A 16,219-nucleotide genomic window follows, 5' to 3' on the forward strand; every position below is an offset into this window, starting at 1 on the left:
TAAACATGACAAAACCAATGAACCCTACCGCAATTTATATGAAGCGGCCTTATGGCATTACGAATAAAAACTTCACTCCTGCCCTGCATGCTTCAGCCGATACCAGCGAACAGCTGATTAATAATCGGGAAGCCGATGCGGCTTTTTTCCGAGCCTTGGAGCAACAAGGAATTAAGCTCAACGAGCGACAGATAGAAGCCGTACGACATGAAGAAGGACCCGTCCTCACCCTCGCCGGTGCAGGCTCAGGCAAAACGTCTGTCCTTGTCTGTCGGACAGGCTATTTGTTGTCTGTACGGGGCATTGCTCCCCAGCAGCTCCTGCTTATGACCTTCTCCAAAAAGGCAGCGGAAGAAATGCGCGACAGAATTGCAAAGCTGCCGGATATCCATGCGGCTGCAGCAGCGCGAATCGAAGCACGCACCTTCCATTCCTTCTGCTTGCTGCTCCTTCGCCGCCGCGGCTATAAACAAGGTATTCTAGGGGAAGCGGGAAGGAAACAAGTCTTTTTCAAGAGACTGCTTCGCTCTCGTAATTTGCATGAGATCCATCAGCCAGAGACACTTATTATGCTTCTCTCCGCATACAAAATGCAAATGATTGCAGTAAGCGACCTTCCGGAGGCAACAGAGGAGGAACGGCAGCTGAAGCTGCTGTTCACCCTTTATGAGGAATGGAAGACCCAGTCGGATCTTATTGATTATGATGATATGCTGCTAGAAGCCTATAGGCTGCTCCAAGAGGATGAATCACTATTGCGGAATCTTCAGAGCCGCTTTCGCTATGTCATGATAGATGAGTTTCAAGATACGAACAAGGTGCAATACGAGATCATTAAGCTGATTACAGCGATACACCGCAATCTCATGGTTGTCGGAGACGATGATCAGACGATCTATTCCTTCAATGGCGCACGCAATGATTATATCTTGAACTTTGAGCAGCAATATCCGGGGGCGCAGCAGGTCGTGCTGGATGTGAATTATCGTTCCGGCTCAGGCATAGTCGGGCTTGGCAACTCCATTATCCGCCACAATAAGAAGCGCCGCATCAAGACGCTGCAAACAGCAAAGCCGCATGGCAGATTGCCCTTATATGCCCGTCCTGGGAACAGTGACGATGAGGCAGAGCTGATCATTAGAACGATCCTGTCACAGCAGGAGAAAAAGGAGCGCTCGTTCAGCGATTTTGCCATTCTGTTCCGAACGGCAAGCAGCTCGCGTGCGATATTCGACCAGCTCGTCATTCAGAAGGTGCCTTTCATTGATTACGGCAATGGAGAGTCCCTCTATGAGCAGTGGGTGATCAAGCCTATCATTGCCCATCTCAGGATTGCCGTCGATCGAAGGAATTTCGATGCGATTGAAGCAATGCTCGCAACTTTGTATGTGAAGCCTGAGCAAGCAATGGCCTTTATATGGAATGAAGACAAGAAGCAAGCCAAGAAGTGGCCGTTAATCCATCTAACTAGATTCCCGGATATCAAATCTTTCCATCAAGATAAAATCAAAGAACGGGTCAAGCTGATTCGATCTCTGGAGAAGCTTAAACCGGAGGCTGCTATTCGCCTGCTCCGCAGCCAATTCTATGATTCCTTTCTTGATGCAAGCAAAGGCCAGGCAATGACTGAGCATAAAGAATCCCTTAAGGAAATGCTTGATGAACTGGAAGCCTCCGCCAAACGTTTCGACCAGATTGAATCCTTCCTCACTTTTATTGACGAGGTTAGAACCAAGCATAAGGAAATGAAGCAGGGCAAGCCTCAAGAGGATGCCGTTAACTTCATGACCATCCACAAATCGAAGGGGCTTGAATTTCCCGTCGTATTTCTATGCGGGGCATCCGAAGGGATACTACCGCACAGCTCAGCGATCACCGCGAGCAAGAATACTGATCGAAGTGCCATTCAAATAGGTGACAACAAGACGGAGGCTGCTCTTGAAGAAGAACGCAGACTTGCTTATGTCGCCGTCACAAGAGCGCAGGAAGAGCTGTATATCAGCTCTCCGGCCTACTATCGCGGCAAGCCAGCGGCAATCTCGCCTTTCCTACTATCCGCATTCGAGTGAGGAGCCAACAGCAGCATGATCATGATTGAACAATTGAAGCCTTTTCTCAGCCTTGCTGACGCCGTCATTATTACGGATGAGCAGCATCACATTCTAGCCATTAATAGCAGCTATGAGGCAATAACCGGGTATAAGCAATGCGATATCATCGGCAAAAAAGCAAGTATACTAAGAACCCGTTACACGCCCAAAGAAACACATGACAATATGAAGCTGGCACTTCGTGCAAAAAAACCATGGTCAGGCGTCTTCACTAATCGCAAACGGGATGGCCAGCTGTGGCATTCCTCCATTACGATTACGCCTTATTCTCTGGATAAAGATACCATTTACTATATAGGCATTTTTCGAGAGCTGGAGCAATTGAAAAGCGGCTTTTATTTGCCTGAGGACCGAGTGGGGCATATCCAAAGCTCCTTGCTTAAAGTGCTCGCTATCTCCTGCGAAATTCGTGATCCCGGAATTGAATCCCATCTTGTGCGCGTTCGGGATCTCACTGACCGTCTTTCGCGGATACATAACGACAGGCTGCAGCTGGGATGGGGAGAAGAATTTATTAACAAATTGTCATCGGCCAGCATTCTGCATGACATCGGCAAATCAGGCGTCCCTGAAGGAATACTGTATAAGCCGGGACCGCTCGTCTATTATGAGCGAGCTATTATCGAGATGCATACCCAAATCGGGGCCGACATTATCGAAAAAATATTTAGCGAATTCAATGATGAACTATTCTCCAGCGAGCTGACAGTCAGCCGGAATATTATACTCCACCATCATGAGCGTTGGGATGGGGAAGGCTACCCGCATAAGCTGGCAGGTCATGATATTCCAATAGAAGCTCGTATCGTTAGCATTGTTGACGTATACGATGCTCTTACGAGCAAGCGAGCTTACAAAGAGAAATGGTCCAACGAGCAAGCGTTAGCTTATATCAAGGAGCAGCGCGGCAAGCAATTTGAACCGGCTATTGTTGATTCCTTCCTTGCCATGTTCGAACAGGAACAGACGAATCAAGCTTGAATCAAAAGAGGAGAAAGTCCCGTACGTCATTGAACTGACGAATGGGACTTTTTTTCGTTTTAAGCAGCATGCTGTTCATTCGAATGTTCTTACGATCGCCATTGCTCTGGGATTCCTCTGAATTAATGAGTAAGGTTGCAAAAGCATGCCTATTCTGTCGGGGGCGCTCCCTTGCCTATCCTCACCTGAAAAAAGCAGCAATTAATCACAATTGAAATAGCGATGCAGAATCTGCATCGCTCATGCTGTATTGAAAGCTCATAAGACACTCTCTACCTGATGAAATTATTCCCCGAGCTTTTGAGTTCTTTAGAGCTGACTTCCCGAAAAGCAACTATGCGATTTCAGGAATGAACGGGACGCAGGAAATTATAGTTGTCCCGGTGGTCTGCTGCTGGTAGTCTTATAACTGCCAGTGGCCTTACTGCTATAGCGGCATGACGTTCCTCTATTTGTTGTATTTCTACTTTAATAGATCCAATAGAGGAAGGCGATTCCGCTATCGCAAGAAAACAAAGCCAAAACGAACTGATTTCCCAAAATAGCGGAACCTGGAACCTTTATTTATCTAGAAAAGACAAGAAACAAGATTATAGCGGAAAACCGTTACGGTATGATGCTGCCCGAGAAAATCTCAATCTCCATTCCGCCCTCCATCATAAACGGATGGGCTAAGAGGATTACCATATTCCGTATTTCACGAGTTTGACTTAGCGTAATTAAAAAAGAAACCCAACGTTTTAAAAACGCGGGTTTCTGTAAAATCTGAGCGATGCAGAGATAATCTCTGCATCGCTTTTTTTAACTACTTTCATCCTTTGATGCTTATACGAGTGGTTTTTTCAGCAAGCACGCCTACTGCGCAGCTTTACTTTCTATTTGAAAGTAATCCCCGTTAATCCTTACCGTTATCGGAAGCTCCGCAAGATTAACAAATACCTGATCATGAAAGCCGAATAAATTCACACCAGCGGCATAACGCGCCGCACAACGCATAACGACAGGGTCAGCATTAGGAAATTGAAAAGTATAAGTCAGCTCGCTTTGTTCCATATAATTTACTAATGCTCTGGCCCTTATGTAGGGCTGGCCGTGGAGATGAATAATCGGATATTCCGTTTCGTTATTGGGATAGATAGACAAGGATTCCGAAGTCACTAATCGTTTGTTTGATCTGATTAGAAGATTAAGCTGCTCCTGCGAATAAGGCAATCCCATAGCCGTACGATAGATGCCTCTTTGAAGATCTACAAGCTCTGCTAGTGAAACAAGCACAAAACCCCCGAACAGCAGCGCTCCTCCAACTGGAATGCCTCCGTTACCCATGAATAATAAGACTACTCCGAATATCAGTAATAAAACACCGCAAATACGCTGGATGATGAAGAACAGGTATATCCCTCCTCTACAAGCAACAACGGGAACAGCTGAATAAGCCATTCCCGTTGTTATTACTTGCTCTATGTTGTATCTTACTCTGCCGGAGCAACGAAGGTCCGCTGTGCGAACTCGGCATCCAGCATATAGAAGGCATTATTGTCTTTATCAATCCGTTTAAGCTTCTGAATAATGCTATCGAACAGAGACTCTTCCTCTACCTGCTCGTCAATGAACCACTTCAAGAAATACATTGTTGCATGCTCACGGTCATTAAGCGCCAGATCGGCAAGGTTATAGAACCGCTTCGTATTCTGTTTCTCATGCTCATAACCATGCTCGAATGCATCCAGCATCGAAGAATATTCATTCTTTGGATCGCCCATGCCTGTCAAGGTCGCACGACGGCCGCGGTCATTAATAAACTTATATATCTTCATAGCATGGAATCGTTCTTCCTCCGCTTGAATAATAAAGAAGTTCGCGAAGCCATCCAGGCTTTCTGCGCTGCAATAAGCAGCCATTGCCAGATACACATGCGCCGAATAAAACTCAAAGTTCATCTGTTCATTTAACGCTTCTGCTAAATTATCATTCATCGCCTATGCACCTCTTTCCATATTTACTCTTATTCTAACACAAACGAAAAAGGGCGGCAAAAGCCGCCCCCATAAATTATTCCAACTCGTTAGCCAATCATCTTCTTCAACTGCTTATACAGTTGATCTGGATCTGACGCACGGACGGTCTCGGATTTAATCATAACGAAGCACTCATGCTTGCAAGTCTTGCAATGGCCTAGACAATCGCTTTTCTTCATCTTAATATCTGGAAACTTCGCTTTCATAGCCTTATACACTGGCTTCGTTCCGTTCTTGAGGTTCCTCGTACAATATTTGATCTTCTTCATCCGTCTCACCCCGCAACCGTATTGCAACGGTGTAATGCTTACTCTTCAAATGATATTAATTATCATTCCCGTTGTCAATAGCGGCAGGTGAAAGCGGCTGTTATTTTTTTAGTATATCTAGTCCTTTTTGCAATTGGGTATCCTCACGATCTAATTTCTCCCTAAGTTTAGCGAGCAGTCGATATGAGGTGCGATCAGTCAGCTTGCCGCTAGCTCCAAGCTTTTCTACCGCTTGGAATTGACGAAGGGCAGACGCCGTCTGTTCATCGAACAGCCCATCATGTCCTACAGGTGCATAGCCAAGCTCCTTAAGCATCGTCTGAAGTGTCTTCACATCTTCCCCATAGCTGCCGACTGTGAGCTCACTTCCGAGCGGCAATGGACGAAGGCTCGCATAGGCAGGCAACGCAACGATCTCATCCGGTGTTACGCCGACTTTATGAAGCCAGGTTCCACCCGGTGTTTTCCACTGCGCTTCTGTCAGACTTAGCACCGAGCCGTCTTTGAACTGCTGGTAAGCCTGAACGACACCTTTTCCATAGGTCTTCTCTCCAATGACGACAGCCCCTGCAGACTCCTTCAACGCCGCGGTCAATACCTCACTCGCGCTAGCTGATTGCCCGTTAACAAGCACCGCGATCGGAATTGTCCAAGGCTCCTTCTGCTTGGATTTATAGGAGACTACCTTGCGCTCATTCTTATAAATGACATCAAGAATCAATTTGTCCTTAGGCACTAGCTTATCCGCTATGTGAATCGTCGGCACTAGCTGGCCGCCCGGATTTGAACGAAGATCAAGCAGCAGCTTAGTCATGCCTTCCTTCTTCAGCTTCTCAACTTCCTCATCGAACTCGGTCCCCGTCTTCTCGGCGAAGCGGCTAATCGTAATATGCCCGATACCATCCTCTAGCATTTCTGATGAAACCGTATGTACCGGAATCGCCTCTCGCTTCAGCTTAATGACAATAGGCTCTGAGTCCTCGCCCCGCTGCAGAGTTAGACTTACCTCCGAGCCTGTCTCGCCGCGCAGCATACCGATCAGGTCCTGAAAGGTCTTCCCTGCAAGCTTCTCACCATTAACGCCTATAATAACATCCCCAGCCTGGATACCCCCGCGCTCAGCTGGAGCTCCTTTGGTCAGGCCGTTCACTATAAATTTCCCGTCCTCTTCACGCACCTCTGCGCCTACCCCAGAAAATTCACCCTCGTAGCCTTGTGTATAGGCATTGCCTTGCTCTTTGATCAGATATCTGGAATAAGGGTCTTCAAGAGAGGCCACCATTCCTTCAGATGCCCCGTTAATCAGATCCTCGGGCTTCGCCCCATTCAAATAATCGTCCATGATCGTTGTATAAGAGGCATTAAAATTGCGAAATGCTGGTTCCTTAAGCATCGGATAACGGGCCTCCGTCCACAGCCAGCCTCCCACGAATCCTGCTAACACACAAACGATACCGCCCATTAGGCAGAACGTGATTGCTCTTTGCTTTGCTATGTTATTTGTAAAATACTTCACTTTCGTCACTCCCCGAATCTTTCATATGTCTCCCTATACTTTAGCTTATTTGAAGGGAATGTAGCAAATACCCCTTTGACATGAGAGCTGATTCACATCCATCTCTTGAACGCTCCGCTGCTTTTAAGCTACAATCAACCTAGTCCATTGTTAACGAAAGAGACGAGAGGAGCCTTACTAGCTATTATGTATAAGCTTATCGCAATTGATGTAGATGATACGTTGCTCACCGATGACCTCATCGTGACTGAAGCAACGAAAGCGGCCATGGAGCAAGCGATTGCGCAAGGCGTAACCGTAACCCTGGCTACAGGACGGATGTATGCCTCCGCACGAAAAATAGCGCAGCAAATTCAATTGAATGTCCCGATTATTACGTATCAAGGCTCATTGGTCAAAACCTTGCTGGACGGGCAAGTGCTGTACGAGCGTTATGTGCCGACGGATGCTGCCAAAGAGCTCTATGCCTTCACCGAAGCGCATGGTCTGCACTTGCAGCTGTATGTTGATGATATTCTATATGTAAAAGAAGATAACGACAGGGCTAAGAAGTACTCCGAGCTGACGAACATCCCTTATGTTGTGCCTGAGAGCTTCGAAGATCTGCTAGAACAGCCGAATAGTAAAATGCTGATCATTGATGATCCTGCTTATTTGGACGAAATCGCAGCTAAGCTCAGGCCTCTGATCGGTGATCGCGTTCATATGACGAAATCAAAGGCTCATTATTTGGAGTTCATGCACAAGGAAGGCACCAAAGGCCACGCTCTCCGCTTCATGGCAGAGCATCTGAATTGCTCGATGGAACAATGTATCGCTATTGGCGATGCTTGGAATGATCATGAAATGATTGAAGCCGCAGGATTAGGTGTCGCAATGGGCAATGCCACGCCTGCGCTCAAGGAAATCGCTAATTACGTAACCCTTAGCAATAATGAAGAAGGCGTTCGCCACGTTATTGAGAAGTTCATCCTGCAGGCAGAAGCCGTACAATAAGCTTGCTTGCTCCATAGATTTCATAGGAAAAGACCTCTGTACTCGAGATTAATCATCTCATACAGAGGTCTAATTTGTTCTCCTTACAAATCAGCCAAAACCTGATACCAGACGCCTTTTTTGGAATAGAGCTTCTCCCTTACTTCTTTCCAGCCACCCAAATAGTTAATATCAAATAGGCCCGCAGGAACCGTGAAGCTGGTCTTGGTTTCCTCAGCGATCTTCTCATTAACAGGGCGGAAGCCATAATCAGCAAATATGCGCTGCGCTTCATCACTTTGCAAGTAGGCGATAAAAGCTTCTGCAACGTCACGCGTGCCATGCTTATCTACATTCTTATCTACAACTGCAGCAGGGTTCTCAATCAGTATCGTATGCTCTGGAATCACAATGTCATAGTCGACTCCTTGCTTCTGGCGGGCAAGCAGCTCATTCTCATAGGTGACGATTACATCGCCTACCCCATATTCGAATGCCGCCATTGAGGCTCTGCCGCTCTTATCCAAGGAAGCAACATTGTCATGCACCGATTTGAGAAAGCTTTTCGCAAAAGCAGGATCTTTTCCTCCGCCCTGCTCCTCCGACTTCTTCAGCCCTGCTCCATAGATCGCATTAATATCCCACTGCGCTCCACCTGAAGTTTTCGGGTTTGGATACAACACTTTGATTCCATCTCGCGTCAAATCATCCCAATCTTTAATCCCTTTTGGATTGCCTGCTCGCGTCCCCAAGACGACAATAGAGCTAGTAATCATCCCCGAATGGCTCTGTGCTTTCCAATCCTGCGTAATGAAGCCTGCGTCCGCTATTTTATCCAGATCGCCTTCCAGCGCCATAATCGCTACATCGGCCTCAAAGCCACCTGCAATTGCTCGTGCTTGTGTTCCAGAGGCCTCATAGGACTGCTGAAAGTTCACTTTCTGGCTGCTCTGCTCCTGCCAATGAGATTGAAATCTCGGCAGTATTTCACTGAATGCGTCCTTCACAACGGAATAAGCACCAATGACAAGCGTTACATCACCATCTTGAGAGGTAGATTCAGCCGCAGGATTATTCACCGGCTCCGCGTTGCTGCAGCCTGCTGCCGTCATTAGCAGCAAAAGAGCAAGCAGCAGCATAATCCTGCGCTGGCTTGTTGCTCGATTGATTAACATATTCGCATACAACTCTTTTCAGGAAATTTAGATATGAATCGGCATCGGATCTTCTTTCAAGCTGTTCTCCATAATCCAGCTGTCATTCTCATTGAACAGGTAAGCGCGATGAACGAGCACATTGACCTTCTCGCCCGGTATGAGTACGGCCTTCTCCAAGGAGCGATACGTAATCAGCTTGACGGTTCCAACGAGCAGCTCGACCATCCATTCGCTGCCGCGGAAATGCAAGGCTTTGACTGTAGCATCAAGTGTTGCCGAAGCAAGCGGTATTTCACCAGGTCTGCCAATCTCAATATATTCTGGACGAATAAGAGCTTTAGTACGTGGATAGACAGCCGCGGCATCAAAGCCTTTCAGCACGCCGATATCCTCTACAATCGTCGATTCGCCGATGAAGCTTGCTACGAATGGCGTCTCTGGATTTTTATAAATTTCCCATGGCGTACCCTTCTGCTCAAGCTTGCCCTTGCCGATAATCATAATTTCGTCTGCGACCTCAATAGCTTCCTCCTGATCATGCGTGACGAAGATCGAAGTGATGCCGACCCGCTCGATCATTTCCTTCAGCCAAGTGCGAAGCTCAGATCGAATCTTCGCATCTATCGCTGCGAATGGCTCATCCAGCAGCAATAATTGCGGCTCTGGCGCCAATGCTCTAGCGAAGGCAACCCGTTGGCGCTGTCCGCCAGATAGCTGATGCACATAACGATGCTCGAACCCTTTGAGACCAGTCAATTCTACTAGCGTCGATACGCGATCTTTAATCTGCTCCTTCGACTGCTTCTTCACCTTTAACCCAAAGGCGATATTATCATATACCGTCATATGCTTGAACAACGCGTAGTTCTGGAACACGAATCCGATTCCGCGCTCCTGAGGAGGCAGATCATTCACGCGCTTGCCATGGAAAAAAATATCGCCGGAGGTTGGAGACTCAAGGCCAGCCAGCATCCGCAGGATCGAGGTTTTGCCGCCGCCGCTCGGCCCAAGAAGCCCAATCAGGTGACCCTTTTCGATTTCGAAGCTCACATTTTGTACCGCGTGAAAATCACCAAAGCTTTTGCTTAAATTACGAACTTCAATATGCATGGCTTAATGCACTTCCTTTCGTTTTTTGGCCCATTCCATCACTAACAGCAGCCCAACGGAAAATACGGCAAGAACCAACGCTACCCCGTTTGCAGCTACAACGTTGAAATTTTCTACATCCTGATAGACGAGCGTGGTCGCCGTCTGTGTCTTGTTCATGATGTTGCCGGAGACAACCAGCACAGCACCAAACTCTCCTAATGAACGAGCTACCGTCAATACAACCCCATAAATAACGCCCCAGCGAATAGATGGCCAAGTGACCTTCCAGAACGTATAGAAGGAATACGCGCCCAAAGTTGATGCCGCTTCCTCTTGCTGCGCTCCAATCTCTTGGAGCACCGGCAGCACTTCTCTCACCATCAACGGAAAAGTAACGAATAAGGTCGCCAGAATCATCCCCGGCAGTGCGTAGACGATCTTGAACCCGGCATCCTCGAAAAATGTACCAATCACCGTATTAGGGCCGAGAATAAGGACAATCATCAACCCGCCAATGACTGGCGATACCGCAAAAGGCAGATCGACCAGACTGTTAAGCAGACGCTTGATTCGATCGCCTATCCAGCTTGCACGTACCAGATACAAAGCGAGCATTACCCCAAACAGCGTATTAATGACTGTCACGATAAGGACGATAGCAGCAGTCATCCCTAAGGCATGAAGCGATTGCGGGCGAGACAAACCTCCGATAAAACCACTCCAGCCATCTGCCCATGAGCCGGTAAAAATTTCGATTAAAGGAATAATCAGCAGCAAAATAAAAACAATATAAGTCAATCCAATCCACAGTCTTCTGATTGTCATTATCTTGGCCTCCTCGCTTGGATGAGGCTGACAGTCCACAAGATAATGAACGAAAGCGTAAGCAGCAGTACAGACACAGCCGCAGCTCCCTGCGGATTATTGCTCTCAATTTCACCAAATATAAAGACGGACGCAATCAGCGTCTTGCCTGGAATATTGCCTGCTACAAGAACTACCGCACCAAATTCAGCCAAGCCTCTAGAAAAAGCAAGCATCGCTCCGCTAATGACACCCGGAAGCATGGTTGGCAGAATGACATTGAAGAAGGTGCGCCATTTGGAAGCGCCCATTGTATAAGCCGCTTCTTCCTCCGACTTATCCATCTCCTCCAGAAGAGGCTGTACAGCCCGGATCACGAAGGGGAAGGTTACGAACAGCATCGCAATGACAATCGCGGGCTCGTGGAATACAATTTCGAAGCCCAGCTTAGCCGCAAGCTCTCCTGCGAAGCTGCCTGGACCAAGAAGCAATAAGATCATCAGTCCCGTTACAGCGGTAGGGAGTGCAAAGGGCAGGTCTACCAGACTATTCAGAATCCGCCGTCCGGGAAAACGGTAGCGAATCAGTACCCAGCCTGTCATTGTGCCTATTAGAACATTAATAATTGTCGCAATGAGTGCCAGCTTAACGGTTAACAGAACCGCTTTCCAAGCAAGAGGATCGACAATGCTGTCCCAGAAGGGCAGCCACCCGCTTGAGATCGACTGCGTATAAATACCTAGAATTGGAAGAACGATTAATAGAATAAAGTAGAGCATAACGGTGGTACGAAATCCAAAGCTCCACCTTTTACTGCGAAACATCGTATTCACTGCGTGACCTGACCTCCAGACCGCGGCTTGTGCCGTAGGTGTTGTACAACTAAAAAACACAATTCCTATTAACTAACTTGGTATTATAAATTTAGCAGACATTTACCATATCAGTCAATGCTAAATTAACATTTTTTTCTGGATTGGATAACTTGGGCTTATATAGCCACTTTTTCACTTCTATAGACGCAAAAAGAGAGACAGTCCACTTTTATCCAAAGTGTCTGTCTCTCTTCTCCTTGCTTATTCGCCCTCAATATAATAGGCACTTTCGCCTTCCGTTATCAATGCTTGTCCTTGGGTAAGATCCGTCATCCAAGCGATGAAAGCCGGTGCTTCAGCGGCCTCTGGCAAGCACTTCACAATAACACGGTCCAGAAACTCAGTTCCGCCGAGGCGTGTACCCTTGCCATGAAGCTCATTCTCAAGCTTGCCGTACCACGTATAATCCACGTCCACGTATACTTCACGGTGGAGCACCTTCACAATCTCCCCAGCCGCTTCAATACCCGCTACAGCGCCATCCGTGTAAGCACGAACGAGTCCGCCAGCCCCAAGCATAATGCCGCCGAAATAACGAGTAACGACGACAGCGACATTTTTGAGCCCCTTATTCTTGATTACCTCAAGAATCGGTTTGCCAGCTGTACCGCTGGGCTCCCCATCATCGGAAGCTTTTTGATGCTGATCGCGTTCTCCCACCATATAGGCCGAGCAATTATGCGTCGCGGCCCGATGAAGCTTCTTAATTTCCTCGATGAAGGCAATGGCTTCTTCTTCTGTCTCTACCGGCTTGGCATAACCGATAAACCGGGATTTTTTGATAATTACTTCCGCGCTGCTTCGCTCTCTAATCGTCGAATAACGTTCCAGCATATGCAGTAGTCACGGTCGCCAGCGGCCTACAGGCGCGCTTCGAGTTCCGCTTTTTCCTTCTCGTAGCCCGGTTTGCCAAGCAGCGCGAACATGTTGCGCTTATAGGCTTCAACGCCCGGTTGGTCGAATGGATTCACGCCCAGCAGATAGCCGCTGATTCCACATGCTTTCTCGAAGAAGTAGACCAAATAACCGAAGGTATACGGGTTGAAGTCAGCGATATTCACGATAAAGTTCGGTACTTGTCCATCCGTATGGGCAAGCAGCGTTCCTTCGAATGCTTTTTTGTTCACGAAATCCATCGTCTTGCCTGTCAAGAAGTTCAAGCCATCCAGATCCGCAGGATCATGGCCGATTGCAATGTGCTCAGTCACTTCATTAACCTGAATAACGGTCTCGAATATATTACGGTTGCCCTCTTGAATGAATTGACCCATCGAGTGCAGGTCCGTCGAGAAATCAACAGATGCTGGATAGATGCCTTTGTAATCCTTGCCTTCACTCTCGCCGAACAGCTGCTTCCACCACTCGGATACGAAATGAAGATTAGGCTCATAGTTAACGAGAATTTCAGTTGTCTTGCCTTTGCGGTACAAAGCATTACGAGCAGCCGCATATTGGTAAGCTTCATTCTCTGCCAGATTCGGGTTGCTGTATTCCTTCGATGCGTCAGCTGCACCTTGCATCATAGCGTCGATGTCAATGCCCGCTGCTGCGATTGGAAGCAAGCCTACAGCTGTCAGTACGGAGTAGCGTCCGCCAACATCATCTGGAATAATGAAGGACTCATAGCCTTCTTCAGTCGCAAGCTTTTTCAAAGCGCCTTTCTCTTGGTCCGTTGTTGCGTAAATGCGTTTGCGAGCTTCTTCTTTGCCATATTGACGCTCCAGCGCTTCACGGAAAATACGGAAAGCAATAGCAGGCTCAGTCGTTGTGCCTGATTTGGAGATTACGTTAATGGACCATTCACGTCCTTCAATCAGTTGAAGAAGGTGAGTCACATAGGTCGAGCTGATATTATTGCCTGCGAACAAAATTTGCGGCGTTGCACGCTGCTCCTTCGATTGCAGGTTGTAGAAAGAGTTCGACAGCATCTCAATAGCTGCACGTGCACCAAGGTAAGAACCGCCAATACCAATAACGATCAATACTTCTGAATCCGATTTGATCTTGTCTGCTGCTTGCTTGATGCGGGCAAATTCTTCTTTATCGTAATTAGTCGGCAGGTCGATCCAGCCAAGGTAATCCGAGCCTGCACCTGTACCGTTATGTAATTGATCATGTGCAAGACGCACTTGTTCGGTCAAATTATCGACTTCATGCTGGCCAAGAAACGTAAGCGCTTTGCTGTAATCGAATTGTACTGTTTTACTCATATTGAAAAGGCCTCCTGATCTTGATTTAGACTTAGCATTTAGAATATCGGATTTACCAAGTAAAAACAAGCTTCCTTCCAATGAAAAATTCATGAAGTAGCGTTATAATACATTTATCACGCACTATTATTTATGCCAAGCGTGCTTATTACGAAGTAGTTTTGCTCCGTAAAATCTGAGGAGGAATACGAATGAAAAAGATTGGATTCATCGGATTAGGCGTTATGGGAATGGGAATGGCAGCTAACTTGCTGAGCAAGGGCTATGCCGTTACTGTATACAACCGCACGCCAGGCAAAGCCGGATCACTATTGGAGCTTGGTGCAAAAGAAGCTTCTTCTATAACGGAAACTGTGCATCATTCTGATATTGTCATAACGATGATCAGCAATGATGCAGCCATCCGTGACGTGTATTGGGGCCAGGAGGGCATATTCAATGCTTTTCGTCCCGGAATGACCCTTATTGACAGCAGCACGATATCCCCGTCCCTTGCACGTGAGCTCGCTGATACTGCGAAGAGCCTCGGCGGTCAATTTCTAGATGCCCCTGTGACAGGCAGCAAGCCTGCAGCCGATAACGGGACTCTCGTCTTCATGGTGGGCGGTCCGCAAGATACGCTTGCGCAGGTTCAGGATGTACTTATGGCGATGGGCAGCAAAGCCATTTATATGGGAGACAACGCCAGCGGCGCAACAGCCAAGCTTGCACATAATACGATTGTCGGCATTAATGTCGTTGCCTTGACCGAAGGAATGGCTATCGCCGCTAAAGGCGGCATTGATGGCAGCGCCTTTCTGGAGCTTGTACAATCAGGAGGGGCAGCCAGCAAATCAGCTGACCTGAAAGGGCAAAAAATTCTTGATAGCAACTATGATGTCCAATTCTCCTTGGCACTGATGCTCAAGGATCTGCGGTTATCCTCTGTGCTCTCAGACAGCCTTAATGTTCCTACCCCCTTACTGGAAGCAGCTAAGAGCCAATTTCAGGTGGGAGATGCGATGGGGCTAAGCGAGCTTGATATGTGCGGCGTTGCCCTCGCCTATGAGCAATGGATCGGCCGCAAGCTAAGCGGACAAGCTTAGAGCAGCCTTTAGACTATATAAATAAGGGGCTGGCAAAAGCAGCTCTGCTCACTTGAAGAGATCTTTAATGTGAATTTGGTCAAAATTCAAAAAAATGGCGAGGCTAAGGAAGTTATCCCAGCACCGCCATTTTTGTTTTTTGATCTATCCCTGTCTTATCGAGCAAATGATGGGAGAACGAAAGCCATCCGATTTTAAGGTCTCACTTTCGGCAAAATCGAAGTAAAAAACACCTGAATCCCCGGCTGTCCCTGAATTCTCCAAACACACACTCCCGTTCAATCCTTCTTCACAACGCTAGCCTATATCTTCGATTTCGATCTTTCCGCTCCTTATTTCCTATCCATTTTCTTGCATTTTCTTTCGTTTCTTTTGTTTTTCATTTCCTTGCATTTTCTTTCGTTCCCTTGCGTTTCGTTCCCTTATGTTGTCGTTCCCTTATGTTTTCTTTCGTTCCCTTATGTTTTCTTTCGTTTTTTCTTCATTTTCTTTCGTTTTCTTTCGTTTCTCTTCGTTGCTATGGCCATAACAGTCGTTTTCGCCCAGCCATTACACGTCCATGTCTCTTCGGCCTCACTATACCGCCAGTCCTCCTGCATTAGTGTAGCTAGGCTTAAGTTGACCATTACGCAGGTGATCTTCTTTCATTCGCATGAAAGGGAGTGCCAGATTCCTGTAGCTGTTCCAAGCACAGCCGCCCTGAACACAAAGAAAGCTGCTCCAAAAAAACGGCTCCCACGTTAAAGAAGGAAGTTCATGTAGAAATTAATGAATGCATTTACTTTATCTTAACGCTCAGACAGGCGGAAAAGAGCAATAGTGAAGAGAGGGTCATTAGTGGCGAAGCTCGGTTCCCGACTAATGAGTATAGCTGACGTTATCTCCGGTTTGCCCCTGTATGAAGCCTGTTTTTACGAAAAATGCTTCATACGATAGCGTAATCTCTTTATACGTAACATCTGCAGCGTAAGGGAGAGTACTCCTTGTGGGGTTTGGGGTTTGGGGTTTGGGTTCATGGGTTCATGGGTTCATGGGTTCATGGGTTCATGGGTTCATGGGTTCATGGGTTCATGGGTTCATGGGTTCATGGGTTCATGGGTTCATGGGTTCATGGGTTCATGGGTTC

At 47.2% G+C, this 16,219-nt stretch carries 14 protein-coding genes; 4 read left to right on the forward strand and 10 right to left on the reverse strand.

The window, feature by feature from the left end:
- Positions 1 to 5 precede the first annotated feature (5 nt).
- Complete coding sequence (locus AC50YO_RS23045; protein ID WP_494850662.1) at positions 6 to 2,069, forward strand: ATP-dependent helicase; 2,064 nt, start codon at positions 6 to 8, stop codon at positions 2,067 to 2,069.
- A gap of 15 nt (positions 2,070 to 2,084) precedes the next feature.
- Positions 2,085 to 3,092: an HD-GYP domain-containing protein gene (locus tag AC50YO_RS23050; protein WP_494850663.1), complete on the forward strand. Its 1,008-nt coding sequence runs from the start codon at positions 2,085 to 2,087 to the stop codon at positions 3,090 to 3,092.
- 855 nt (positions 3,093 to 3,947) lie between these two features.
- On the opposite strand, the gene AC50YO_RS23055 is transcribed toward AC50YO_RS23050, so the two are convergent.
- From AC50YO_RS23055 to AC50YO_RS23070, 4 genes are all read right to left on the reverse strand, one after another.
- Positions 3,948 to 4,418: a hypothetical protein gene (locus tag AC50YO_RS23055; protein WP_494850664.1), complete on the reverse strand. Its 471-nt coding sequence runs from the start codon at positions 4,416 to 4,418 to the stop codon at positions 3,948 to 3,950.
- Positions 4,419 to 4,564: 146 nt separating this feature from the next.
- Positions 4,565 to 5,068: a ferritin gene (locus AC50YO_RS23060; protein WP_494850665.1), complete on the reverse strand. Its 504-nt coding sequence runs from the start codon at positions 5,066 to 5,068 to the stop codon at positions 4,565 to 4,567.
- Positions 5,069 to 5,157: 89 nt separating this feature from the next.
- Positions 5,158 to 5,379: a DUF1450 domain-containing protein gene (locus AC50YO_RS23065; RefSeq protein ID WP_494850667.1), complete on the reverse strand. Its 222-nt coding sequence runs from the start codon at positions 5,377 to 5,379 to the stop codon at positions 5,158 to 5,160.
- A 100-nt stretch (positions 5,380 to 5,479) separates the two neighbouring features.
- Positions 5,480 to 6,895, reverse strand: coding sequence for a S41 family peptidase (locus AC50YO_RS23070; protein WP_494850669.1), 1,416 nt, complete (start codon positions 6,893 to 6,895; stop codon positions 5,480 to 5,482).
- Between the two features lie 186 nt (positions 6,896 to 7,081).
- On the opposite strand from AC50YO_RS23070, the gene AC50YO_RS23075 reads away from it, so the two are divergent.
- Positions 7,082 to 7,891, forward strand: a complete 810-nt coding sequence (locus AC50YO_RS23075) for a Cof-type HAD-IIB family hydrolase (RefSeq protein WP_494850684.1) — start codon at positions 7,082 to 7,084, stop codon at positions 7,889 to 7,891.
- Positions 7,892 to 7,974: 83 nt separating this feature from the next.
- Here AC50YO_RS23075 and AC50YO_RS23080 read toward each other — a convergent pair whose 3' ends face one another.
- From AC50YO_RS23080 to AC50YO_RS23105, 6 genes are all read right to left on the reverse strand, one after another.
- Entirely contained in the window at positions 7,975 to 9,045 is a 1,071-nt protein-coding gene (locus AC50YO_RS23080; RefSeq protein WP_494850672.1) for a sulfate ABC transporter substrate-binding protein, read from the reverse strand.
- Between the two features lie 27 nt (positions 9,046 to 9,072).
- Positions 9,073 to 10,137, reverse strand: coding sequence for a sulfate/molybdate ABC transporter ATP-binding protein (locus AC50YO_RS23085; protein WP_494850673.1), 1,065 nt, complete (start codon positions 10,135 to 10,137; stop codon positions 9,073 to 9,075).
- A 3-nt stretch (positions 10,138 to 10,140) separates the two neighbouring features.
- Complete coding sequence (locus AC50YO_RS23090; protein ID WP_494850685.1) at positions 10,141 to 10,938, reverse strand: sulfate ABC transporter permease subunit; 798 nt, start codon at positions 10,936 to 10,938, stop codon at positions 10,141 to 10,143.
- Positions 10,939 to 10,943: 5 nt separating this feature from the next.
- Positions 10,944 to 11,747, reverse strand: a complete 804-nt coding sequence (gene cysT / locus AC50YO_RS23095; protein ID WP_494850686.1) for a sulfate ABC transporter permease subunit CysT — start codon at positions 11,745 to 11,747, stop codon at positions 10,944 to 10,946.
- A gap of 252 nt (positions 11,748 to 11,999) precedes the next feature.
- Positions 12,000 to 12,632, reverse strand: coding sequence for a YigZ family protein (locus AC50YO_RS23100; RefSeq protein ID WP_494850674.1), 633 nt, complete (start codon positions 12,630 to 12,632; stop codon positions 12,000 to 12,002).
- Positions 12,633 to 12,658: 26 nt separating this feature from the next.
- On the reverse strand, positions 12,659 to 14,008 hold the full coding sequence (locus AC50YO_RS23105) for a glucose-6-phosphate isomerase (protein WP_494850675.1): 1,350 nt from the start codon (positions 14,006 to 14,008) through the stop codon (positions 12,659 to 12,661).
- 191 nt (positions 14,009 to 14,199) lie between these two features.
- Here AC50YO_RS23105 and AC50YO_RS23110 point away from each other — a divergent pair, with 191 nt between their 5' ends.
- A complete protein-coding gene (locus AC50YO_RS23110; protein WP_494850677.1) occupies positions 14,200 to 15,093 on the forward strand; it encodes an NAD(P)-dependent oxidoreductase in 894 nt (297 codons plus the stop codon).
- Positions 15,094 to 16,219: the final 1,126 nt, after the last annotated feature.

It is taken from the genome of Paenibacillus sp. J22P59, assembly GCF_059383895.1.

Coding starts and splice junctions, on each gene's coding strand:
- AC50YO_RS23050 (WP_494850663.1), top strand. CDS start 2,085: ATGATCATGATTGAACAATTGAAGCCTTTTCTCAGCCTTGCTGACGCC.
- AC50YO_RS23045 (WP_494850662.1), top strand. CDS start 6: ATGACAAAACCAATGAACCCTACCGCAATTTATATGAAGCGGCCTTAT.
- AC50YO_RS23055 (WP_494850664.1), bottom strand. CDS start 4,418: ATGGGTAACGGAGGCATTCCAGTTGGAGGAGCGCTGCTGTTCGGGGGT.
- AC50YO_RS23105 (WP_494850675.1), bottom strand. CDS start 14,008: ATGAGTAAAACAGTACAATTCGATTACAGCAAAGCGCTTACGTTTCTT.
- AC50YO_RS23085 (WP_494850673.1), bottom strand. CDS start 10,137: ATGCATATTGAAGTTCGTAATTTAAGCAAAAGCTTTGGTGATTTTCAC.
- AC50YO_RS23110 (WP_494850677.1), top strand. CDS start 14,200: ATGAAAAAGATTGGATTCATCGGATTAGGCGTTATGGGAATGGGAATG.
- AC50YO_RS23065 (WP_494850667.1), bottom strand. CDS start 5,379: ATGAAGAAGATCAAATATTGTACGAGGAACCTCAAGAACGGAACGAAG.
- AC50YO_RS23080 (WP_494850672.1), bottom strand. CDS start 9,045: ATGTTAATCAATCGAGCAACAAGCCAGCGCAGGATTATGCTGCTGCTT.
- AC50YO_RS23075 (WP_494850684.1), top strand. CDS start 7,082: ATGTATAAGCTTATCGCAATTGATGTAGATGATACGTTGCTCACCGAT.
- cysT (WP_494850686.1), bottom strand. CDS start 11,747: ATGTTTCGCAGTAAAAGGTGGAGCTTTGGATTTCGTACCACCGTTATG.
- AC50YO_RS23100 (WP_494850674.1), bottom strand. CDS start 12,632: ATGCTGGAACGTTATTCGACGATTAGAGAGCGAAGCAGCGCGGAAGTA.
- AC50YO_RS23060 (WP_494850665.1), bottom strand. CDS start 5,068: ATGAATGATAATTTAGCAGAAGCGTTAAATGAACAGATGAACTTTGAG.